The 14,132-nt window shown below is 62.7% G+C and carries 16 protein-coding genes; 6 read left to right on the top strand and 10 right to left on the bottom strand.

Annotated elements, in window-relative coordinates; translation table 11 throughout:
• Positions 1 to 29: 29 nt before the first annotated feature.
• Positions 30 to 674, top strand: a complete 645-nt coding sequence (locus AC07UR_RS25215; protein WP_173423710.1) for a DUF1007 family protein — start codon at positions 30 to 32, stop codon at positions 672 to 674.
• A complete protein-coding gene (locus AC07UR_RS25210; protein ID WP_209791504.1) occupies positions 668 to 1,726 on the top strand; it encodes a nickel/cobalt transporter in 1,059 nt (352 codons plus the stop codon). The genes AC07UR_RS25215 and AC07UR_RS25210 overlap by 7 nt, the downstream gene beginning before the upstream one ends.
• A 127-nt stretch (positions 1,727 to 1,853) precedes the next feature.
• On the opposite strand, the gene AC07UR_RS25205 is transcribed toward AC07UR_RS25210, so the two are convergent.
• The 4 genes from AC07UR_RS25205 to AC07UR_RS25190 form a co-directional block, all read right to left on the bottom strand.
• Positions 1,854 to 2,090: a hypothetical protein gene (locus tag AC07UR_RS25205; RefSeq protein WP_173423712.1), complete on the bottom strand. Its 237-nt coding sequence runs from the start codon at positions 2,088 to 2,090 to the stop codon at positions 1,854 to 1,856.
• A gap of 2 nt (positions 2,091 to 2,092) precedes the next feature.
• Positions 2,093 to 2,782, bottom strand: coding sequence for a GNAT family N-acetyltransferase (locus tag AC07UR_RS25200; RefSeq protein ID WP_209791503.1), 690 nt, complete (start codon positions 2,780 to 2,782; stop codon positions 2,093 to 2,095).
• A 145-nt stretch (positions 2,783 to 2,927) separates the two neighbouring features.
• Positions 2,928 to 3,635, bottom strand: coding sequence for a tellurite resistance TerB family protein (locus AC07UR_RS25195; protein WP_209791502.1), 708 nt, complete (start codon positions 3,633 to 3,635; stop codon positions 2,928 to 2,930).
• A 186-nt stretch (positions 3,636 to 3,821) separates the two neighbouring features.
• Positions 3,822 to 4,460, bottom strand: a complete 639-nt coding sequence (locus AC07UR_RS25190) for a 2-dehydro-3-deoxy-phosphogluconate aldolase (protein WP_209791501.1) — start codon at positions 4,458 to 4,460, stop codon at positions 3,822 to 3,824.
• A 201-nt stretch (positions 4,461 to 4,661) separates the two neighbouring features.
• Here AC07UR_RS25190 and AC07UR_RS25185 point away from each other — a divergent pair, with 201 nt between their 5' ends.
• From AC07UR_RS25185 to trhO, 3 genes are all read left to right on the top strand, one after another.
• On the top strand, positions 4,662 to 5,135 hold the full coding sequence (locus tag AC07UR_RS25185) for a CYTH domain-containing protein (RefSeq protein WP_209791500.1): 474 nt from the start codon (positions 4,662 to 4,664) through the stop codon (positions 5,133 to 5,135).
• On the top strand, positions 5,132 to 6,040 hold the full coding sequence (locus AC07UR_RS25180) for a CHAD domain-containing protein (protein ID WP_209791499.1): 909 nt from the start codon (positions 5,132 to 5,134) through the stop codon (positions 6,038 to 6,040). Before AC07UR_RS25185 ends, AC07UR_RS25180 begins: the two co-directional genes overlap by 4 nt.
• Before the next feature lie 77 nt (positions 6,041 to 6,117).
• The gene (gene trhO, locus AC07UR_RS25175) at positions 6,118 to 7,062 is read left to right on the top strand and encodes an oxygen-dependent tRNA uridine(34) hydroxylase TrhO (protein ID WP_209791498.1); all 945 of its coding nucleotides are present in this window, start codon (positions 6,118 to 6,120) and stop codon (positions 7,060 to 7,062) included.
• A gap of 210 nt (positions 7,063 to 7,272) precedes the next feature.
• Here trhO and AC07UR_RS25170 read toward each other — a convergent pair whose 3' ends face one another.
• The 5 genes from AC07UR_RS25170 to AC07UR_RS25150 all read right to left on the bottom strand — a co-directional run bounded on the left by AC07UR_RS25170 (position 7,273) and on the right by AC07UR_RS25150 (position 11,349).
• A complete protein-coding gene (locus AC07UR_RS25170; protein WP_209791497.1) occupies positions 7,273 to 7,671 on the bottom strand; it encodes a GFA family protein in 399 nt (132 codons plus the stop codon).
• 114 nt (positions 7,672 to 7,785) lie between these two features.
• Positions 7,786 to 8,562: a MetQ/NlpA family ABC transporter substrate-binding protein gene (locus AC07UR_RS25165; RefSeq protein WP_173423720.1), complete on the bottom strand. Its 777-nt coding sequence runs from the start codon at positions 8,560 to 8,562 to the stop codon at positions 7,786 to 7,788.
• Positions 8,563 to 8,600: 38 nt separating this feature from the next.
• Complete coding sequence (locus tag AC07UR_RS25160; protein WP_209791496.1) at positions 8,601 to 9,266, bottom strand: methionine ABC transporter permease; 666 nt, start codon at positions 9,264 to 9,266, stop codon at positions 8,601 to 8,603.
• A complete protein-coding gene (locus AC07UR_RS25155; protein ID WP_173423721.1) occupies positions 9,256 to 10,338 on the bottom strand; it encodes a methionine ABC transporter ATP-binding protein in 1,083 nt (360 codons plus the stop codon). The genes AC07UR_RS25160 and AC07UR_RS25155 overlap by 11 nt, the downstream gene beginning before the upstream one ends.
• Before the next feature lie 378 nt (positions 10,339 to 10,716).
• Positions 10,717 to 11,349 carry a TerC family protein gene (locus tag AC07UR_RS25150; protein WP_209791495.1) on the bottom strand — a complete coding sequence of 211 codons (633 nt, stop codon included), beginning with the start codon at positions 11,347 to 11,349 and terminating at the stop codon, positions 10,717 to 10,719.
• Between the two features lie 240 nt (positions 11,350 to 11,589).
• Here AC07UR_RS25150 and AC07UR_RS25145 point away from each other — a divergent pair, with 240 nt between their 5' ends.
• A complete protein-coding gene (locus AC07UR_RS25145; RefSeq protein WP_209791494.1) occupies positions 11,590 to 12,480 on the top strand; it encodes an NAD-dependent epimerase/dehydratase family protein in 891 nt (296 codons plus the stop codon).
• 44 nt (positions 12,481 to 12,524) lie between these two features.
• On the opposite strand, the gene AC07UR_RS25140 is transcribed toward AC07UR_RS25145, so the two are convergent.
• Positions 12,525 to 13,892: a GH1 family beta-glucosidase gene (locus tag AC07UR_RS25140; protein WP_209791493.1), complete on the bottom strand. Its 1,368-nt coding sequence runs from the start codon at positions 13,890 to 13,892 to the stop codon at positions 12,525 to 12,527.
• Positions 13,893 to 14,132: the final 240 nt, after the last annotated feature.

Genomic DNA, 14,132 nt, shown 5'->3' with positions numbered 1-14,132 from the left:
GAAGGCCCGACCAGAAGGATTGCCGTTTCATGAGAATTAAGCGCCTCGTCATGGCCGGCCTTGCCACCCTGCTTGCGCCGACCCTGGTCTCAGCTCACCCGCACATCTTCGCCGAGGCGCGGCTCGAAGTGGCCTCCGACGACAAGGGTGAAGTGAGCGAGCTCAGGAACGTCTGGCGTTTCGACGAGCTGTTTTCCGCCAGTGTCGTGCTGGATTTCGACAAGAACTCGAACGCGACGCTCGACCCGGACGAGCTGGCGGAAGTCGGCCAGACAGTGCTGGAATCGCTGGCAGAGTACAACTATTACACAACAGCGCTCGAAAACGGCAAATCCATCAAGGTCAGCAAGCCCGAGCACATCACCGTCGATTACAAGGACGGCCAGTTGCTGATGATCTTCGCGGTCAAGCCGGCCGAGCCGATGCCGCTCAAGGGCAAGCTCTCCTTCGGCGTCTACGACCCGACCATGTATACGGCCATGGACTTCCCGACCGACGACGACCTGACCGTGGTCGGCGACAAGATCTCAGCCTGCGAGCACAAGGTGGTCCGCCCTGATCCTGACGAAGTCCTTGCCGAAAACAAGGACACGCTGACCGATGCCTTCTGGAGCGATCCGACCGGCACCGACATGTCGAAGCTCTTTGCAACCCGGATCGAGATCACATGCTGAACACCCGCAGGATCGGCGGCCTGATTGTCGCCACGCTCGTGCTAACCGCCCTCACGACCGGCCTTGCAGCGGCGCAGTCGCCGCTCGGCATCGGCACGGCCGAACCATCCTTCCAGACCACCGGCTTCCTCGGCGGTTTCTTCGCCTGGGTAAACGCCGAGCAGCAAGGGTTCTATCGCACACTCACCGGCGCGCTGAAGGGCATGCGCGATAACCCCTGGCAGCTCTGGTCGCTGATCGGCCTTTCCTTCGCCTATGGCGTCTTCCATGCCGCCGGCCCCGGCCACGGCAAGGCGGTCATCTCCTCCTACATGATCGCCAACGAGACCGAGCTGAAACGCGGCGTACTGCTCTCCTTCATGTCGTCGATCCTGCAGGGTGTCGTCGCCATCCTGCTCGTCGGCGCCGTCTATCTGGTTCTGCGCGGATCATCGATCAGCATGACCGACGCCACGCGCTCGCTGGAAATCGCCAGCTACGCGCTGATCGCCGCCTTCGGCGGCTGGCTCCTGTTTCGCAAGCTGCGCTCGATGATGCGCCCGTCGGCTCTGATGGCAACGGCGGGCGGCGGCCATGTTCATCTCGAGCACGGTCATCACCATGATCATCACGATCATGCTCACCATCGCCACGATCATGGGCATGATCACGGCCACAGCCATGGCGTCGGCGAGGTCTGCTCAAGCTGCGGCCATGCGCATGCGCCTGATCCGTCGATGCTGAGGGGCGATCGCTTCGCCGTGAGCGAGGCCTGGTCGGCGATCGTCGCCGTCGGCCTTAGGCCGTGCTCAGGCGCACTGATCGTCCTGTCCTTCGCGCTTCTCAACGGCCTTTATCTCGGCGGCATCCTGTCGGTCTTCGCCATGTCGATCGGCACGGCGATCACCGTGTCGATCCTGGCGACGCTGGCTGTCACGGCAAAGGGTTTTGCCGTGCGCTACGCATCAAGCGCCGCATCGGCCGCCCGCATCTCGAACGGCATCGAGATATCAGGCGCCCTGCTCGTGATTATCTTGGGATTGGTCCTGCTGGGCGCCGCGCTGCAGAGCTGACGCTCTTACGGCGTCCCGCGTTGGATTAAAGCATTTCCAGGAAAAGTGCGGCGCGGTTTTCCGTAAGGAAATGCGCAAAAACAAAGACATAGAGCGTTTCTGTGTTTCCGTCTAAATCGGAAACGCTCTAGAGGCCGCGCTTGCGCTGATGGCGCGCGCGCAGCCAGAAAATCAGGAAGAAGCCGAGAACGAAGACGACGCCGAAGGCGCCGGCGAGCCACACCGAGATATCGCCGAGCCTCAGCATGATCGACGGCAGCACGAAAAAGCCGATGCCGACGACGGCCAGAATGACTGCCGCGGCGATCGCCGGCGACTTTTCCTTGGGGGCCTGGTTTTCTCTGGTCTTCTCGGGCGCGTTCACGCTCACTCCTTTGGCGCGAGGTCCGCGCGAATATCTTCCAGTCGCCGCTTCTGACGACCATCGGCATCGAAATTATCAGGCGACAGCCAGTTTTCGAATGCGGCATTGAGCAGCGGCCATTCGCTGTCGATCATCGAGTACCAGGCCGTATCGCGGTTGCCGCCCTTGGATATCATATGTTGGCGGAAAATGCCTTCGAAACTGAAGCCGAGGCGCAGTGCGGTCGTCCGGCTTGGCTGGTTCTCGCTGTTGCATTTCCACTCGTAGCGGCGATAGCCGAGATCCTCGAAGATGTGCTTGGCCATGAGGTAATGCACCTCGGTCGACAGTGGCGAGCGGGCCATCGCCGCGCCATGCGCAACGGACCCGACCTCGACGACGCCGTTTGCCGGATCGGCGCGCATGTAGTTCGCCATTCCGACGACCTTGCCGTTCGCCTTGTCACGAAACACTTCCGTGACCCAACCGCCCTTTTCCTGGGCGGTGGTCAGCCAGGCGTCGAAATCGTCGATGCCGCCGAAATCGGCCTGCGCGAAATACTTGAACAGCGGATTGATGCCCATACCGCCGAGCCCGTCCCACAGGTCCTGCCTGTGCGTCGCACGGTCATAGGGCTCAAGCCTGACGTATCGACCTTCGATCGCTACCGCCTTCGGCGCCGGACATCCCTTCCAGTTGCTCAGATCACGCATCGGCCACCTCTCCTGCTGCAGCAATTCAAAGCGCTATAGCGACCTTTGCGCGTCCGGTAAGACGCGCGTCGCTATCGTCTTCGGCATAGGGCAGAGAAGCGGCCGACACAAATTCAAACTGGTGATCAATCCATGAGCGAAATGATCAGGCCGGTACCTTGGCCGATGACACCGTCGCCTCGATATGGTCGACGAGCGCATCGGGAAGGCCGAGGCGACCGGCGAGCAGATCGAGATAGCCGCGCTCGGCGCGGCTTTCCGGTTCGATCGTCAGGCGCGAGGCGGTATAGACCTCAACGCGCTCTTCTTCGGTCTTCGCAGCGCTGACGATGGCGTCGATATCAATAGGATTGGCAAGCTCGCCCTCGAGGAACGCCGATGCATCCGCCGACAGGCCCGACACCGACAGCTTGTCCATGATGTGGCGGCGCTCGACCTCGTCGATATGGCCGTCCGCGCGCGAGGCGGCGATCATGGCGCGCACGAGAACAAGCGCGAAATCGTGGCTGATTTTTTCCGGCTCTGCGGCAAATCCGGAATCGGTCGGCGGCGGCAGGAGTTCAGGCTGCCTCTGGGCGGCCGGATCGGTGACCGGAGCATTGCCGGACTGGTAGTTCTTGTAGGCCTGGTAGCCGAGGCCGGCGATGGCAGCGAGCCCGCCGAGCACGGCCGCATTGCCGGTCAGCTGCCGGCCAGACTTGGTTCCGAGCAGGACGGCGGCGATGGCACCGGTTGCCAGCGGGTTGTCCTTGGCGAGTTGCGTTACCTGGCCGGCGCGGTCACGCACCGATCCACCGGCTCCCGGCACCTGCGATCCCAGAAACTGGTCCAGCAATTTCTTCGCGTCGAACATGGGGTCTCGCTCCTTGTCGGTTCCAGGCGGTTGAAACAACGTGCGAAACAGGGCGCCGCCTGCACCCGTCCCGTCAAATCGATTGAGACATAGGAACGTTGCAGTGAAAATACAAATTCGCGTTGCACACGAAAAAGGCCGAGCGCTTGGCTCGGCCTTAAAACTCTCCAGGCGATGGAACGGGTCTCAGCCCTTGAGCGCAAAGGCTTCGGCAGCAAGCTTGGTGATGCCGGCCCAGTCGCCCTTGGCGACCAGATCCTTCGGCGCCACCCACGAACCGCCGACGCAGATGACATTCGGCAGCGACAGGTAGTCGCGCGCGTTCGACAGCGAAATGCCGCCGGTCGGGCAGAAGAAGGTGCCGGCAAGCGGCGACGACAGCGACTTGAGATAGGCGGCACCGCCGGCCTGTTCGGCCGGGAAGAACTTCATGACCTCATAGCCCTCTTCGCGCAGGCCCATGACTTCGCTGGCGGTCGCAGCGCCCGGCAACAGCGGGGCGTCGTGGTCCTTGGCAACGTCGATCAGCTCCTGCGTCGTGCCGGGGCTGACGATGAACTGCGAACCCGCTTCGATCGCCGCTTCGAACTGGGCAGCATTGAGGATGGTACCGGCGCCGGCCACCGCACCCTCGACCTCGTTGGCAACGGCGCTGATCGCCTCAAGGGCTGCCGGCGTGCGCAAGGTGATCTCGATCGCTCTCAGCCCACCTGCGACAAGTGCGCGCGCCAGCGGCACGGCGGTCGCCACGTCGTCGATCACCAGAACCGGCACGACCGGCTGAAGTTTGAGGATGGAAAGAAGCTTGTCGGTTTTCACGCTCATGCAGATCGTCCTTTTAAAACGATTGAATATGCGTCCCCGCATACTCCGCCTGCCGCCGCTTGTCGAGACCGAAGGAAGAGCGCGGCCACCGATCGTATATGAGTAAATAAGAAAATAACTTCGACAACAAAGAGATACTTGAGCCTTTCCCGTAAAACGATAGTTTGATGACCATCGACCCTCTCGAAATGCGGGATACCCATGGCGAAGGAGATAGAGCGCAAGTTCCTGGTGGCCTCCGACGGATGGCAGGAGCAAGCGGACAAGGGCACGCAGCTCAGGCAAGCCTATGTCGTGACCATGGACGACCGCTCCGTGCGTGTTCGGATCCACGGCAACAAATGGGCACGGCTGACGATCAAGATCGGCAAGTCGGCGCTGGTGCGTAACGAATACGAGTATGACGTGTCGATGGAAGACGCGAAGGAGATGCTGACACAGGCGGTCGGCGTCGTCATCGAGAAGCGGCGCTTCCGCGTGCCGCACAAGGGCTTCACCTGGGAGGTCGACGTCTACGAAGGCGCGCTGAAAGGGCTGGTCGTTGCCGAGGTCGAGATGAAGCGGGAAACGGATCTGCCGGCACTTCCCGAATGGCTCGGCCGTGAGATCACCGGGGACCGCCGCTATTCCAACCAGTCGCTTGCCACTGACGGACTCGTGGAAGAACAGGCATGAGCTACGCCTTCCGACCGACACGGGACTTCACCGACGACTTCAAGCGGGTGGGTGCCGAACAATTCGAGCAGGCGATCGAACTCCTTCGGCTTCGCCCTGATGGTGTGCACGAGGCGATCCACGGCGCCCGCAAATGTTTCAAGCGCATACGCGCGCTTTACCGGCTCGTTGCCGCCGACGCACCGCTGTTTCAAAGGCAGGAGAATGCCCGCATCCGCGACATGGCGCGCAATCTCTCCACCGTCCGGGACGCAGCCGCACTCGTCGAAAATGCCCGCTATCTGCATGAAGGTGCCCGCAATGACGACGAAGAGAAGGCTCTCGACCACGTCTGTTCGCGACTGCTCGAGCGGCGCGACCGGATTGCGGCCAGCGAAACCGATCTCGACGACAGGATTGCGGCCACCATCGTCAATTGCGAGCAGGCGATGGCAGCGCTTGCCCATGTCTCCTTCGACGACCGTCGCGGTAAGACGGCGGACCGGCTGGCGAAGGGCTGGCGCCGCACGCTGAAGCGCGCAGCCCGCGCTCGCGAAGCGTGTGGGGCCAGCACCGAGGCGGCCGCCTTCCACGAGTTGCGCAAGCGGGCGCAGGATTACCGCATGCACCTGGCCCTGATGCGTGACGCGTGGCCCTCGGCGATGGAGGCAAAACGCCTGGATGCAAAGGCGCTGGTCGATGTCCTCGGCCACCTCAACGACCTCGACGTCATGACCTCCGTCGTCAACGAGAATCCGTGTCTCGCCGGCAACAGCCAGGATCAGGCCTATCTGATCTCCGCCGTCATCGCGCGGCAGGAGACCCTGCGCTTGGAAGCGCTCGACCGCGCAAGAAACGTCTTCCTCGACGCGCCTGATGACGAGAGCCGGACCGTCCGGCTGCTCTGGCTTGAGGCCAGCCGCTAGTCCCGAGCCGCGACAGATGGCCCTGCGCGGGAGGTCCGGATTGCACTTGCCGCGCGAAAGCTGTATTTGCACGGCCCATGACCGACATTTCAACGACCCCGCGCCCGGAGACGCATGGCCAGTTCATGGTCGCAGCGCTCTATCATTTCGTCGCCTTCCCGCGTTTCGCCGAATTCCGCGAGCCGCTGCAAGCCGTCTGCGACGAGAACGGCGTCAAGGGAACCCTGCTTCTCGCCCATGAAGGCATCAACGGCTCGATCGCCGGCACCGATGCCGGCATCACGGCCGTGTTGTCCTATCTGCGCTCCCAGCCCGAATTCACGGGCCTGGAACACAAGGAAAGCCGTGCCTCGGCGATACCGTTCCTGCGCATGAAGGTGCGGCTGAAGAAGGAAATCGTCACCATGGGCGTCGATAACATCGACCCCAACAAGATCGTTGGCACCTATGTCGACGCGAAGGACTGGAATGCACTGATCTCCGATCCGGAAACGATCGTCATCGACACACGCAACGATTACGAGACAGCGATCGGCATCTTCAAGGGTGCCGTCGACCCGCAGACCAAGACTTTCCGCGAGTTCCCCGACTGGGTGCGCAACAACACCGGCCTGCACAACAAGCCGAAGATCGCCATGTATTGCACCGGCGGCATCCGCTGCGAGAAGGCCACGGCCTTCATGAAGGAACAGGGCTTCGACGAAGTCTTCCATCTCAAGGGCGGCATCCTGAAGTATCTCGAAGAGGTGCCGCAGGAAGAAAGCCTCTGGGAAGGCGCCTGCTTCGTCTTCGACGACCGCGTGTCGGTCACGCACGGGCTTGAAGAGGGCGAGCACACGCTCTGCCACGCCTGCCGCCAGCCGCTGACCCCAGCCGACCTCGCCTCGCCGCATCACGAGGACGGTGTATCCTGCATTCATTGTCATGAAGTGCGCACCGACGAGGACCGCGAGCGGTATCGCCAACGGCAGCGCCAGATCACGCTTGCGAAAAAACGCGGCGAAAAACACCTCGGAAGCTGATCTTTTCGCAGAAAATGCCCCTCATCCGCCTGCCGGCACCTTCTCCCCGCCGGCGGGGCGACGGGATTTGTGCCGCACCGCCCCAACTCCAAAGAGCCCCCGTCCACATCCAGCTCACCACGTCCGGCAAGCCCGCGGGCCAGTCCACGTTCCCTCGCCCCGCTTGCGGGGAGAGGGTTAGGGTGAGGGGCAAATCTCGGCGCCGTTTCTCTAGCCCGGCAGCGCCTCACATTCCTCAAGCACCATAGCCGCGCGATCCCATTCGGGCCGGCTGCGAGTAAAGATTGCTTCCGTCGGTCTGAATTCAGAGGGATCGTCGAGCGTGCCGGCATAGATTGACCAGCGGCAATCATCAGGCGGGCCGGAGCCGAAGAGCTGGCTGCCGCAGGTCTCGCAGAAGTAACGGATCGTCAGATTGCCGCTTTCGGCACGCTTCTCGTAGGCACGACACGTGCCCGATATCGCCACGTCCGAGCGATCGAAGATCATGTAGCAGCAGTGACCGGTACCGGTGACCCGCTGGCAATCGCGGCAGTGGCAAAACCCGGAATAGGACGGCGCACGCCTGGTCTCATACCGGATGGCACCGCAGAGACATCCACCTTTCATGCCTGCCTCCTGCTGAGATTGCAGCAAACATAGCGCGCAGCGGCCCGCATTCAAAAGAAAACCGCGCGCCGGGATGCGGCGCGCGGTTCGATATTCGGTTTTGCGCGCCAGAAATTACCAGCTCGGGATCAGCGCGCCCTTGAAGGTGTCGTTGATGAAGGTCCGGACGGATTCGTCGTGGTAGGCTTCAACCAGCGTCTTCACCCAAGGCGCGTCCTTGTCGGCAGTGCGCACGGCAATGACGTTGGCATAGGGCGACTTTTCGCCTTCGATGGCGATGGCGTCTTCCTTCGGGTGAAGGTCGGCCTCGAGCGCGTAGTTGGTGTTGATCACGGCCGCGTCGACGTCGGCGAGCGAGCGCGGCAGCTGGGCTGCGTCCAGTTCGGCAAACGTGATGTTCTTCGGGTTTTCCGTGATGTCGGACGGGGTCACCTTCAGGCCGACTTCCGGCTTGACCTTGATCAGGCCCTTGGAAGCGAGCACGAGCAGCGCGCGGCCACCGTTGGTCGGGTCGTTCGGGATACCGATCGTCGCGCCGTCCTTCAGCTCGTCGAGGCTCTTCACCTTGCTCGAATAGACACCCATCGGCGTGGTGATAGTGGTGCCGACGCTGACGATGTCGAAGCCGCGATCAGCGATCTGGTTGTCGAGGTAAGGCTGGTGCTGGAACGAGTTGGCGTTGAGGTCGCCGTCGGCAAGCGCCTGGTTCGGGACGACGTAGTCGGAGAATTCGAGGATCTCGATGTCGAGGCCCTTGGGTGCCGCGACTTCCTTCACCTTTTCCATGATCTGGGCATGTTCGCCCGGAGTGACGCCGACCTTGATGGTTTCGGCGAAGGCCGCACCGGCGGAAAGCGCTGCGATTGCCGCAGCAATGATGAGCTTCTTCATGGGTATCTCCTTGGTTGTGACTTGAATGTCCTGGGAAATCAGTTCTTGCGGCTGCGCCTGTCGAAACGGCGCGCCAGTCCGTCGCCAGCGCTCTGCACCAGCTGCACCAGCACGATCAGCACGATGACGACGACGAGCATCACGTCGGGCATGAAACGCTGGTAGCCATAGCGGATGCCGAGGTCGCCGAGCCCACCGCCCCCGACAGCACCAACCATGGCGGAGTAGCCGATGAGGCTGACGGCAGTCATGGTCAGAGCCATCGTCAGCGCCGGCCGCGCTTCGGCGAGCAGCACCTTGAAGACGATCTGCATCGGCGTCGCGCCCATGGCGCGGGCCGCCTCGATCAGCCCCTTGTCGATCTCCCGGATCGCCGCCTCGACGAGGCGCGCAACGAAGGGAATGGTGGCGATCGTCAACGGCACGATCGCCGCCTTGGTGCCGATCGACGTGCCGGTGAGGAGCCGCGTGAAAGGAATGATGGCGACGACGAGGATGATGAACGGCGTCGAGCGCGCGGCATTGACGATCAGCCCGGCGATGCGGTTGGTCATCGGCGCCGGGAAAAGCTCGCCCTTGCCGCTGGTTGCGAGGAAGATGCCGATCGGCCCGCCGATCAACGAGCCGATCAGGCCGGCAGCCGCCACCATGTAGAGCGTGTCGAGCGTGGCGCCCCAGATCTTCAGCAGGATATCAGGCGACATAGCCGAGCACCTCCGTAACCAGACCGTTTTCGGTGAAGAAGCGTTCGGCGCGGCCTGCGGTTTCCGCATCGGCACCATAGGCGACGACCAGCGAGCCGTAGGGCCGTCCGCCGATCTCGTCGATCGTGCCGGCAATGATGTTGACCTCGGCGCCAACCGACTTGATCAGCTGCGAAATCAGCGGTCGTTCTGCCGCCGCCCCGAAGAAGGTCAGGCGCACGACGGCGCGGTCACCGGCAGCCGCCTGCGGCTTCAGCGCCCGCGATACGGCGTCAGGCAGCTTCGAGCCCGGCAGGCCTGAAAGCATCGCCCGCGTCGTCTCGTGCTTCGGATGGGTGAAGACATCGAAGGTGTGGCCGCGTTCGACGATGCGGCCGTGATCGATGACGGCAACGTCGGAGGTGACGGCCTTCACCACTTCCATCTCATGGGTGATGAGCAGCACCGTCAGGCCGAGATCGGCATTGATGCGCTTCAGGAGTTCGAGGATCGACTGCGTCGTCTCGGGATCGAGCGCCGATGTCGCTTCGTCCGAAAGCAGCAGCTTCGGCTCGGTCGCGAGCGCCCGGGCGATGCCGATCCGCTGCTTCTGGCCGCCGGACAGCTCGGCCGGGTAGCGTGCATGCTTGTCCGCCAGCCCGACGAGATCGAGCAGCGGCCGCACGCGCTTCTCGATGGCGGGCTTGGCCATGCCGGCGATTTCGAGCGGCAGTGCCACATTGCCGAACACGGTGCGCGACGAGAGAAGGTTGAAATGCTGGAAGATCATGCCGACAGAGCGCCTGAGCTCGCGAAGGCCCGCCTCATCGAGGCCGCCGACATCGACGCCATCGACCAGCACCTTGCCGCCCGTCGGCTTTTCCAGGCCGTTGACGAGGCGGATCAGCGTCGACTTGCCGGCGCCGGAGCGGCCGATGATGCCAGTGATCGAGCCGCGGCCGACCGAAAGCGAGACGTTGTCGAGTGCGGTAAAGCCGTCGCTCTTGCCGGAGGCTGGGAAATGCTTCGATACGCCGTCGAAGATGACGGCCGCATCGCCCGGCGCCGGGACTGTATAGGCGGAAACGCTCATCGTTCGGATACCCCCGAAAGAGGCGTTATCGTTATGGACGGGTACATAGGTGCTCTCGGATGCTCGAAACTCAAGATCCCGGGCTCATGGCGCGGGATGGAAGGCGCGTCTTGTCAGGCCGACATTCGACAACGCATTCGCAACAGGGAGCACTTCTCTAGCATTAGCCAACCGGTGAGTTCAATGTCGTTGCCGCAGGAAGCACATGCGACATAATCCACGGCGCTTATGGACAATTGAGACTGGTGTTTACAGGTATGTTTTTCCGCCTTGCACGGCGTTTGCGGAAAAAACCGCTCTTTCGTGGACGGATCTCCCCGTGGACGGGCGGGCATCGGCCCGACAAGCGGGCCGATGCAGGCGATGTGTCGTGGGCGGTCAGACACCGATGGCGTGGGCAACCGGCTCCAGATGCGGCCACACTTCGACTGCACCGCGATAGATCATGTTGAGCGCCACGTAGAGGATGATGGCGAGACCGACATAGGCGATCCAGTGATAGCGGTTCAGCAGCCGGGCAATGAAGCTCGCGGCAATGCCCATCAGCGCGATCGACAGGATGAGGCCGAAGACGAGGATGGTCGGATGCTCGCGCGCAGCACCGGCAACCGCCAGCACGTTGTCGAGCGACATGGAGACGTCGGCAATGACGATCTGAATCGCCGCCTGAAGAAAGGTCTTTCGCGGTGCCGAATTGGCGCCCTCGCCTTCGAAATCTTCGGCGCCACCGGCGCGGATCTCGCGCCACATCTTCCAGCACACCCAGAGCAGCAGAAGACCGCCGGCCAGAAGCAGTCCGATGATATCCAGGAGCTGCACGGTGACGCTGGCAAGCGCGATACGCAGCACGGTTGCGGCAAGGATGCCGACCAGGATCGCCTTGCGGCGCTGCTCGGCCGGCAGGCCGGCGGCGGCAAGGCCGATGACGACAGCATTGTCGCCGGCCAGAACCAGGTCGATGACGATGACCTGCAGAAGCGCCAGCAGCCCGGCAGAAGTAAAGATTTCCATGAACGATGGTCCCCCAGGCGTGCCCCGCACGCCTATTCGCTATCGCTAACGCATAGAACAACGGCAGTTGGCGGATCAAGGGGCTGAGGCGGATAGCTTCGGACTACGCACCGGAATGATGGCCTCACGCAGTCGTTGATGGTTTCACGCCGTGAAGGGAATACCGCGCCACCACGGTTTACTGGCCGCCGTTCTCTGCTACGAAACACGGCAAGACAGACAAGAAGGACAGGAATTCGGATGCGCATCGTTTTGACCGGAAGTTCGGGACGCGTCGGCCGGGCAATTTACAATGCGCTGGCGCCTCACCATGACGTGGTCGGCATCGATCGTGCCCCTTTCGCGACCACTGACATTACCGGCGATTTTGTCGATGGCGTCCTGCTCGAGCGCGCCATGCAAGGCGCCGATGCCGTCATTCACACGGCAGCACTGCATGCGCCGCACGTCGAGACGATCCCCGAAGCGGAGTTCGAGCGGGTCAATGTGATGGGCACCCATCTGGTCATTGCCGCAGCGCAAGCCACCGGCGTCGGCCGCATCGTCTTCACCAGCACCACGGCGCTTTACGGCCATGCGGTCAAGGCGAATGCCTGCGCCTGGATCACCGAGGAAACGGCGCCGCAACCGCACACGATCTACCACCACACCAAACTTGCTGCCGAAGCATTGCTTGAAAATGCCGCCGACCGGGGGCTGCACGTCCGCGTCCTGCGCATGTCCAGGTGTTTTCCGGAACAGGCCGACCGCATGGCCGCCTATCGGCTGCACCGCGGCATCGACGTCCGCGATGTGGCCGACGCCCATGCAGCCGCGCTCGACAATGACGGCCCCGCCTTCCAGCGCTTCATCATTTCGGGCGAACCGGCCTTCCTACCGACGGATTGCCGGCATCTGGCGGGCGATGCGGATGCCGTTCTGCGCGAGCGGGCAAGCAAGTTTTCCCAGGCCTTTGCCGAACGCGAGTGGTCTCTGCCCACCTCGATCGATCGAATCTACGACCCGAGTGCCGCCATCGGCGCGCTCGAATGGAAGCCGCGTTTCGGCTTCAAGGAAGTGCTCGCCCAGCTCGATCGCGGTAGCCTCGAAGTGCTGCCGGTGCGCAAGGCGGTTTCGCGACGCCTCGATTAATAGGTCGCCTTGCGCGCTTTATAGGGCGCGCAAGGCCCTGATCCCTAGATGTGATTGCCGCCGGGAAATTCCTCGGCCAGTGTCTTGTACCAGTGGCCGCTCTTCTTGATCGTGCGCACCTGCGTTTCGTAGTCCACATGCACGATGCCGAAGCGCATCCTGTAGCCTTCGGCCCACTCGAAATTGTCCATCAGGCTCCAGGCGAAATAACCGCGCATCGGATAACCCTTGGCGATCAGGTCTGCCGTCACCGACAGGTGCTCGGCGATGTAGTCGAGCCGCGGCTGGTCATCGACCGCACCGTCTTCCACGCCTATGTTGTAGCAGGCGCCATTCTCGGTGATGTAGCAATCGGGCAGGTCGTAGCGGGCGTTGAGCGTCTCGACGAGCTGGCCGAGCGCCGGCGCATAGACCTCCCAGCCGATATCGGTCTTCACGTCACTGACCGGCTTGGCGTTGACCGTCGCAGGGTACTCGACGCCTGGCGTCGGATCGTCGCTGACCCGCATCGGCGTGTAGTAGTTGAGGCCCCACCAGTCGAGCGGGCGCGAGATCGTTTCCATGTCGCCGTCTTCGATCTCGGGCATGCGGTGGCCGAGCGCACTCATGAAGCTCTCGGGATACGCACCTTTGAAGATAGGCCCGAAGAACACGCCGTTGTGGAAATCGAAGGCACGCTCGGCAGCAGCCTTGTCGGCATCGCTATCGCTGCCAGGATAGACCGAATGGGCATTGATGACGATGCCGGCCGGCAGGTTCGGCCGCTCCGAGCGGATGGCATCGACACCCAGGCCATGGGCCAGATTGGTGAAATGCAGCGCGTGCAGGGCGGCATCCATGTTGCGCTCGCCCGGCGCGTGAATACCGTAGAGATGGCTGAGCCAGACGGAGCACCAGGGCTCGTTGAAGGTCGCGACTGCATCGAGCCGGTCGCCGAGACGGGCAATGACGGTCTTGGCGTAGCGCTGGAAGGCATAGGCCGTGCTGCGCGCCGTCCAGCCGCCGTCGCCCATCAGCGCCAGAGGCAGGTCCCAGTGATAGAGCGTGGCGAAGGCCTTGATGTTGCGCGCCTTCAGACCGTCGACGAGACGATCGTAGAAGTCGAGACCCTTCTCGTTGATCGGACCGACGCCCTCCGGAATGATGCGCGGCCAGGCGATCGAAAACCGGTAAGCCTCGACGCCGAGGCTCTTGATCAGATCGAGATCCTCATCCAGCCTGTTGTAGTGATCGCAGGCGATGTCGCCGTTGTGCCGGCCGAAGACCCGGCCCGGCATGTTGGAGAAGGCATCCCAGATCGATGGCTTGCGCCCGTCCATCTTGGTGGCGCCCTCGATCTGGAAGGAGGCGGTCGCCACCCCGAACACGAAATCGCCCGGGAAACGCCGGGCAAGGGTCTTTGCTTCGATCATCAGCCTGTCTCGTCCTTTGCAGCGGCCCGCATCCCGCGGGCGGCCGCTCTCTTCATGTATTTTCGTTTTTCTTGCGGGTCGGCCTAAAGCGAGCCCGGCAAAAGTCAACTCACGAGAAAGGGCGGGGCATCCCCGCCCTTGCCCTGTCGGCAAGCTTTCCGGTTACACCTTTACCCATGCCCCGTTTCGTTTTGACGACTGGACGCAGGCGTCGACGAAGGCCATGCCCTTCATGCCGTC

The organism is Ensifer sp. GW821-FHT05G01, from assembly GCF_059419585.1.
This window is presented reverse-complemented; position numbering and strand designations above follow the sequence as displayed.

Bases quoted from the DNA above. Each gene is read 5' to 3' on its own strand.
- AC07UR_RS25190 (WP_209791501.1), bottom strand. From the start codon at position 4,460: ATGAGCGTGAAAACCGACAAGCTTCTTTCCATCCTCAAACTTCAGCCG.
- AC07UR_RS25150 (WP_209791495.1), bottom strand. From the start codon at position 11,349: ATGGAAATCTTTACTTCTGCCGGGCTGCTGGCGCTTCTGCAGGTCATC.
- AC07UR_RS25160 (WP_209791496.1), bottom strand. From the start codon at position 9,266: ATGTCGCCTGATATCCTGCTGAAGATCTGGGGCGCCACGCTCGACACG.
- trhO (WP_209791498.1), top strand. From the start codon at position 6,118: ATGACCGACATTTCAACGACCCCGCGCCCGGAGACGCATGGCCAGTTC.
- AC07UR_RS25165 (WP_173423720.1), bottom strand. From the start codon at position 8,562: ATGAAGAAGCTCATCATTGCTGCGGCAATCGCAGCGCTTTCCGCCGGT.
- AC07UR_RS25180 (WP_209791499.1), top strand. From the start codon at position 5,132: ATGAGCTACGCCTTCCGACCGACACGGGACTTCACCGACGACTTCAAG.
- AC07UR_RS25185 (WP_209791500.1), top strand. From the start codon at position 4,662: ATGGCGAAGGAGATAGAGCGCAAGTTCCTGGTGGCCTCCGACGGATGG.
- AC07UR_RS25200 (WP_209791503.1), bottom strand. From the start codon at position 2,782: ATGCGTGATCTGAGCAACTGGAAGGGATGTCCGGCGCCGAAGGCGGTA.
- AC07UR_RS25210 (WP_209791504.1), top strand. From the start codon at position 668: ATGCTGAACACCCGCAGGATCGGCGGCCTGATTGTCGCCACGCTCGTG.
- AC07UR_RS25155 (WP_173423721.1), bottom strand. From the start codon at position 10,338: ATGAGCGTTTCCGCCTATACAGTCCCGGCGCCGGGCGATGCGGCCGTC.
- AC07UR_RS25215 (WP_173423710.1), top strand. From the start codon at position 30: ATGAGAATTAAGCGCCTCGTCATGGCCGGCCTTGCCACCCTGCTTGCG.
- AC07UR_RS25195 (WP_209791502.1), bottom strand. From the start codon at position 3,635: ATGTTCGACGCGAAGAAATTGCTGGACCAGTTTCTGGGATCGCAGGTG.
- AC07UR_RS25140 (WP_209791493.1), bottom strand. From the start codon at position 13,892: ATGATCGAAGCAAAGACCCTTGCCCGGCGTTTCCCGGGCGATTTCGTG.
- AC07UR_RS25145 (WP_209791494.1), top strand. From the start codon at position 11,590: ATGCGCATCGTTTTGACCGGAAGTTCGGGACGCGTCGGCCGGGCAATT.
- AC07UR_RS25170 (WP_209791497.1), bottom strand. From the start codon at position 7,671: ATGAAAGGTGGATGTCTCTGCGGTGCCATCCGGTATGAGACCAGGCGT.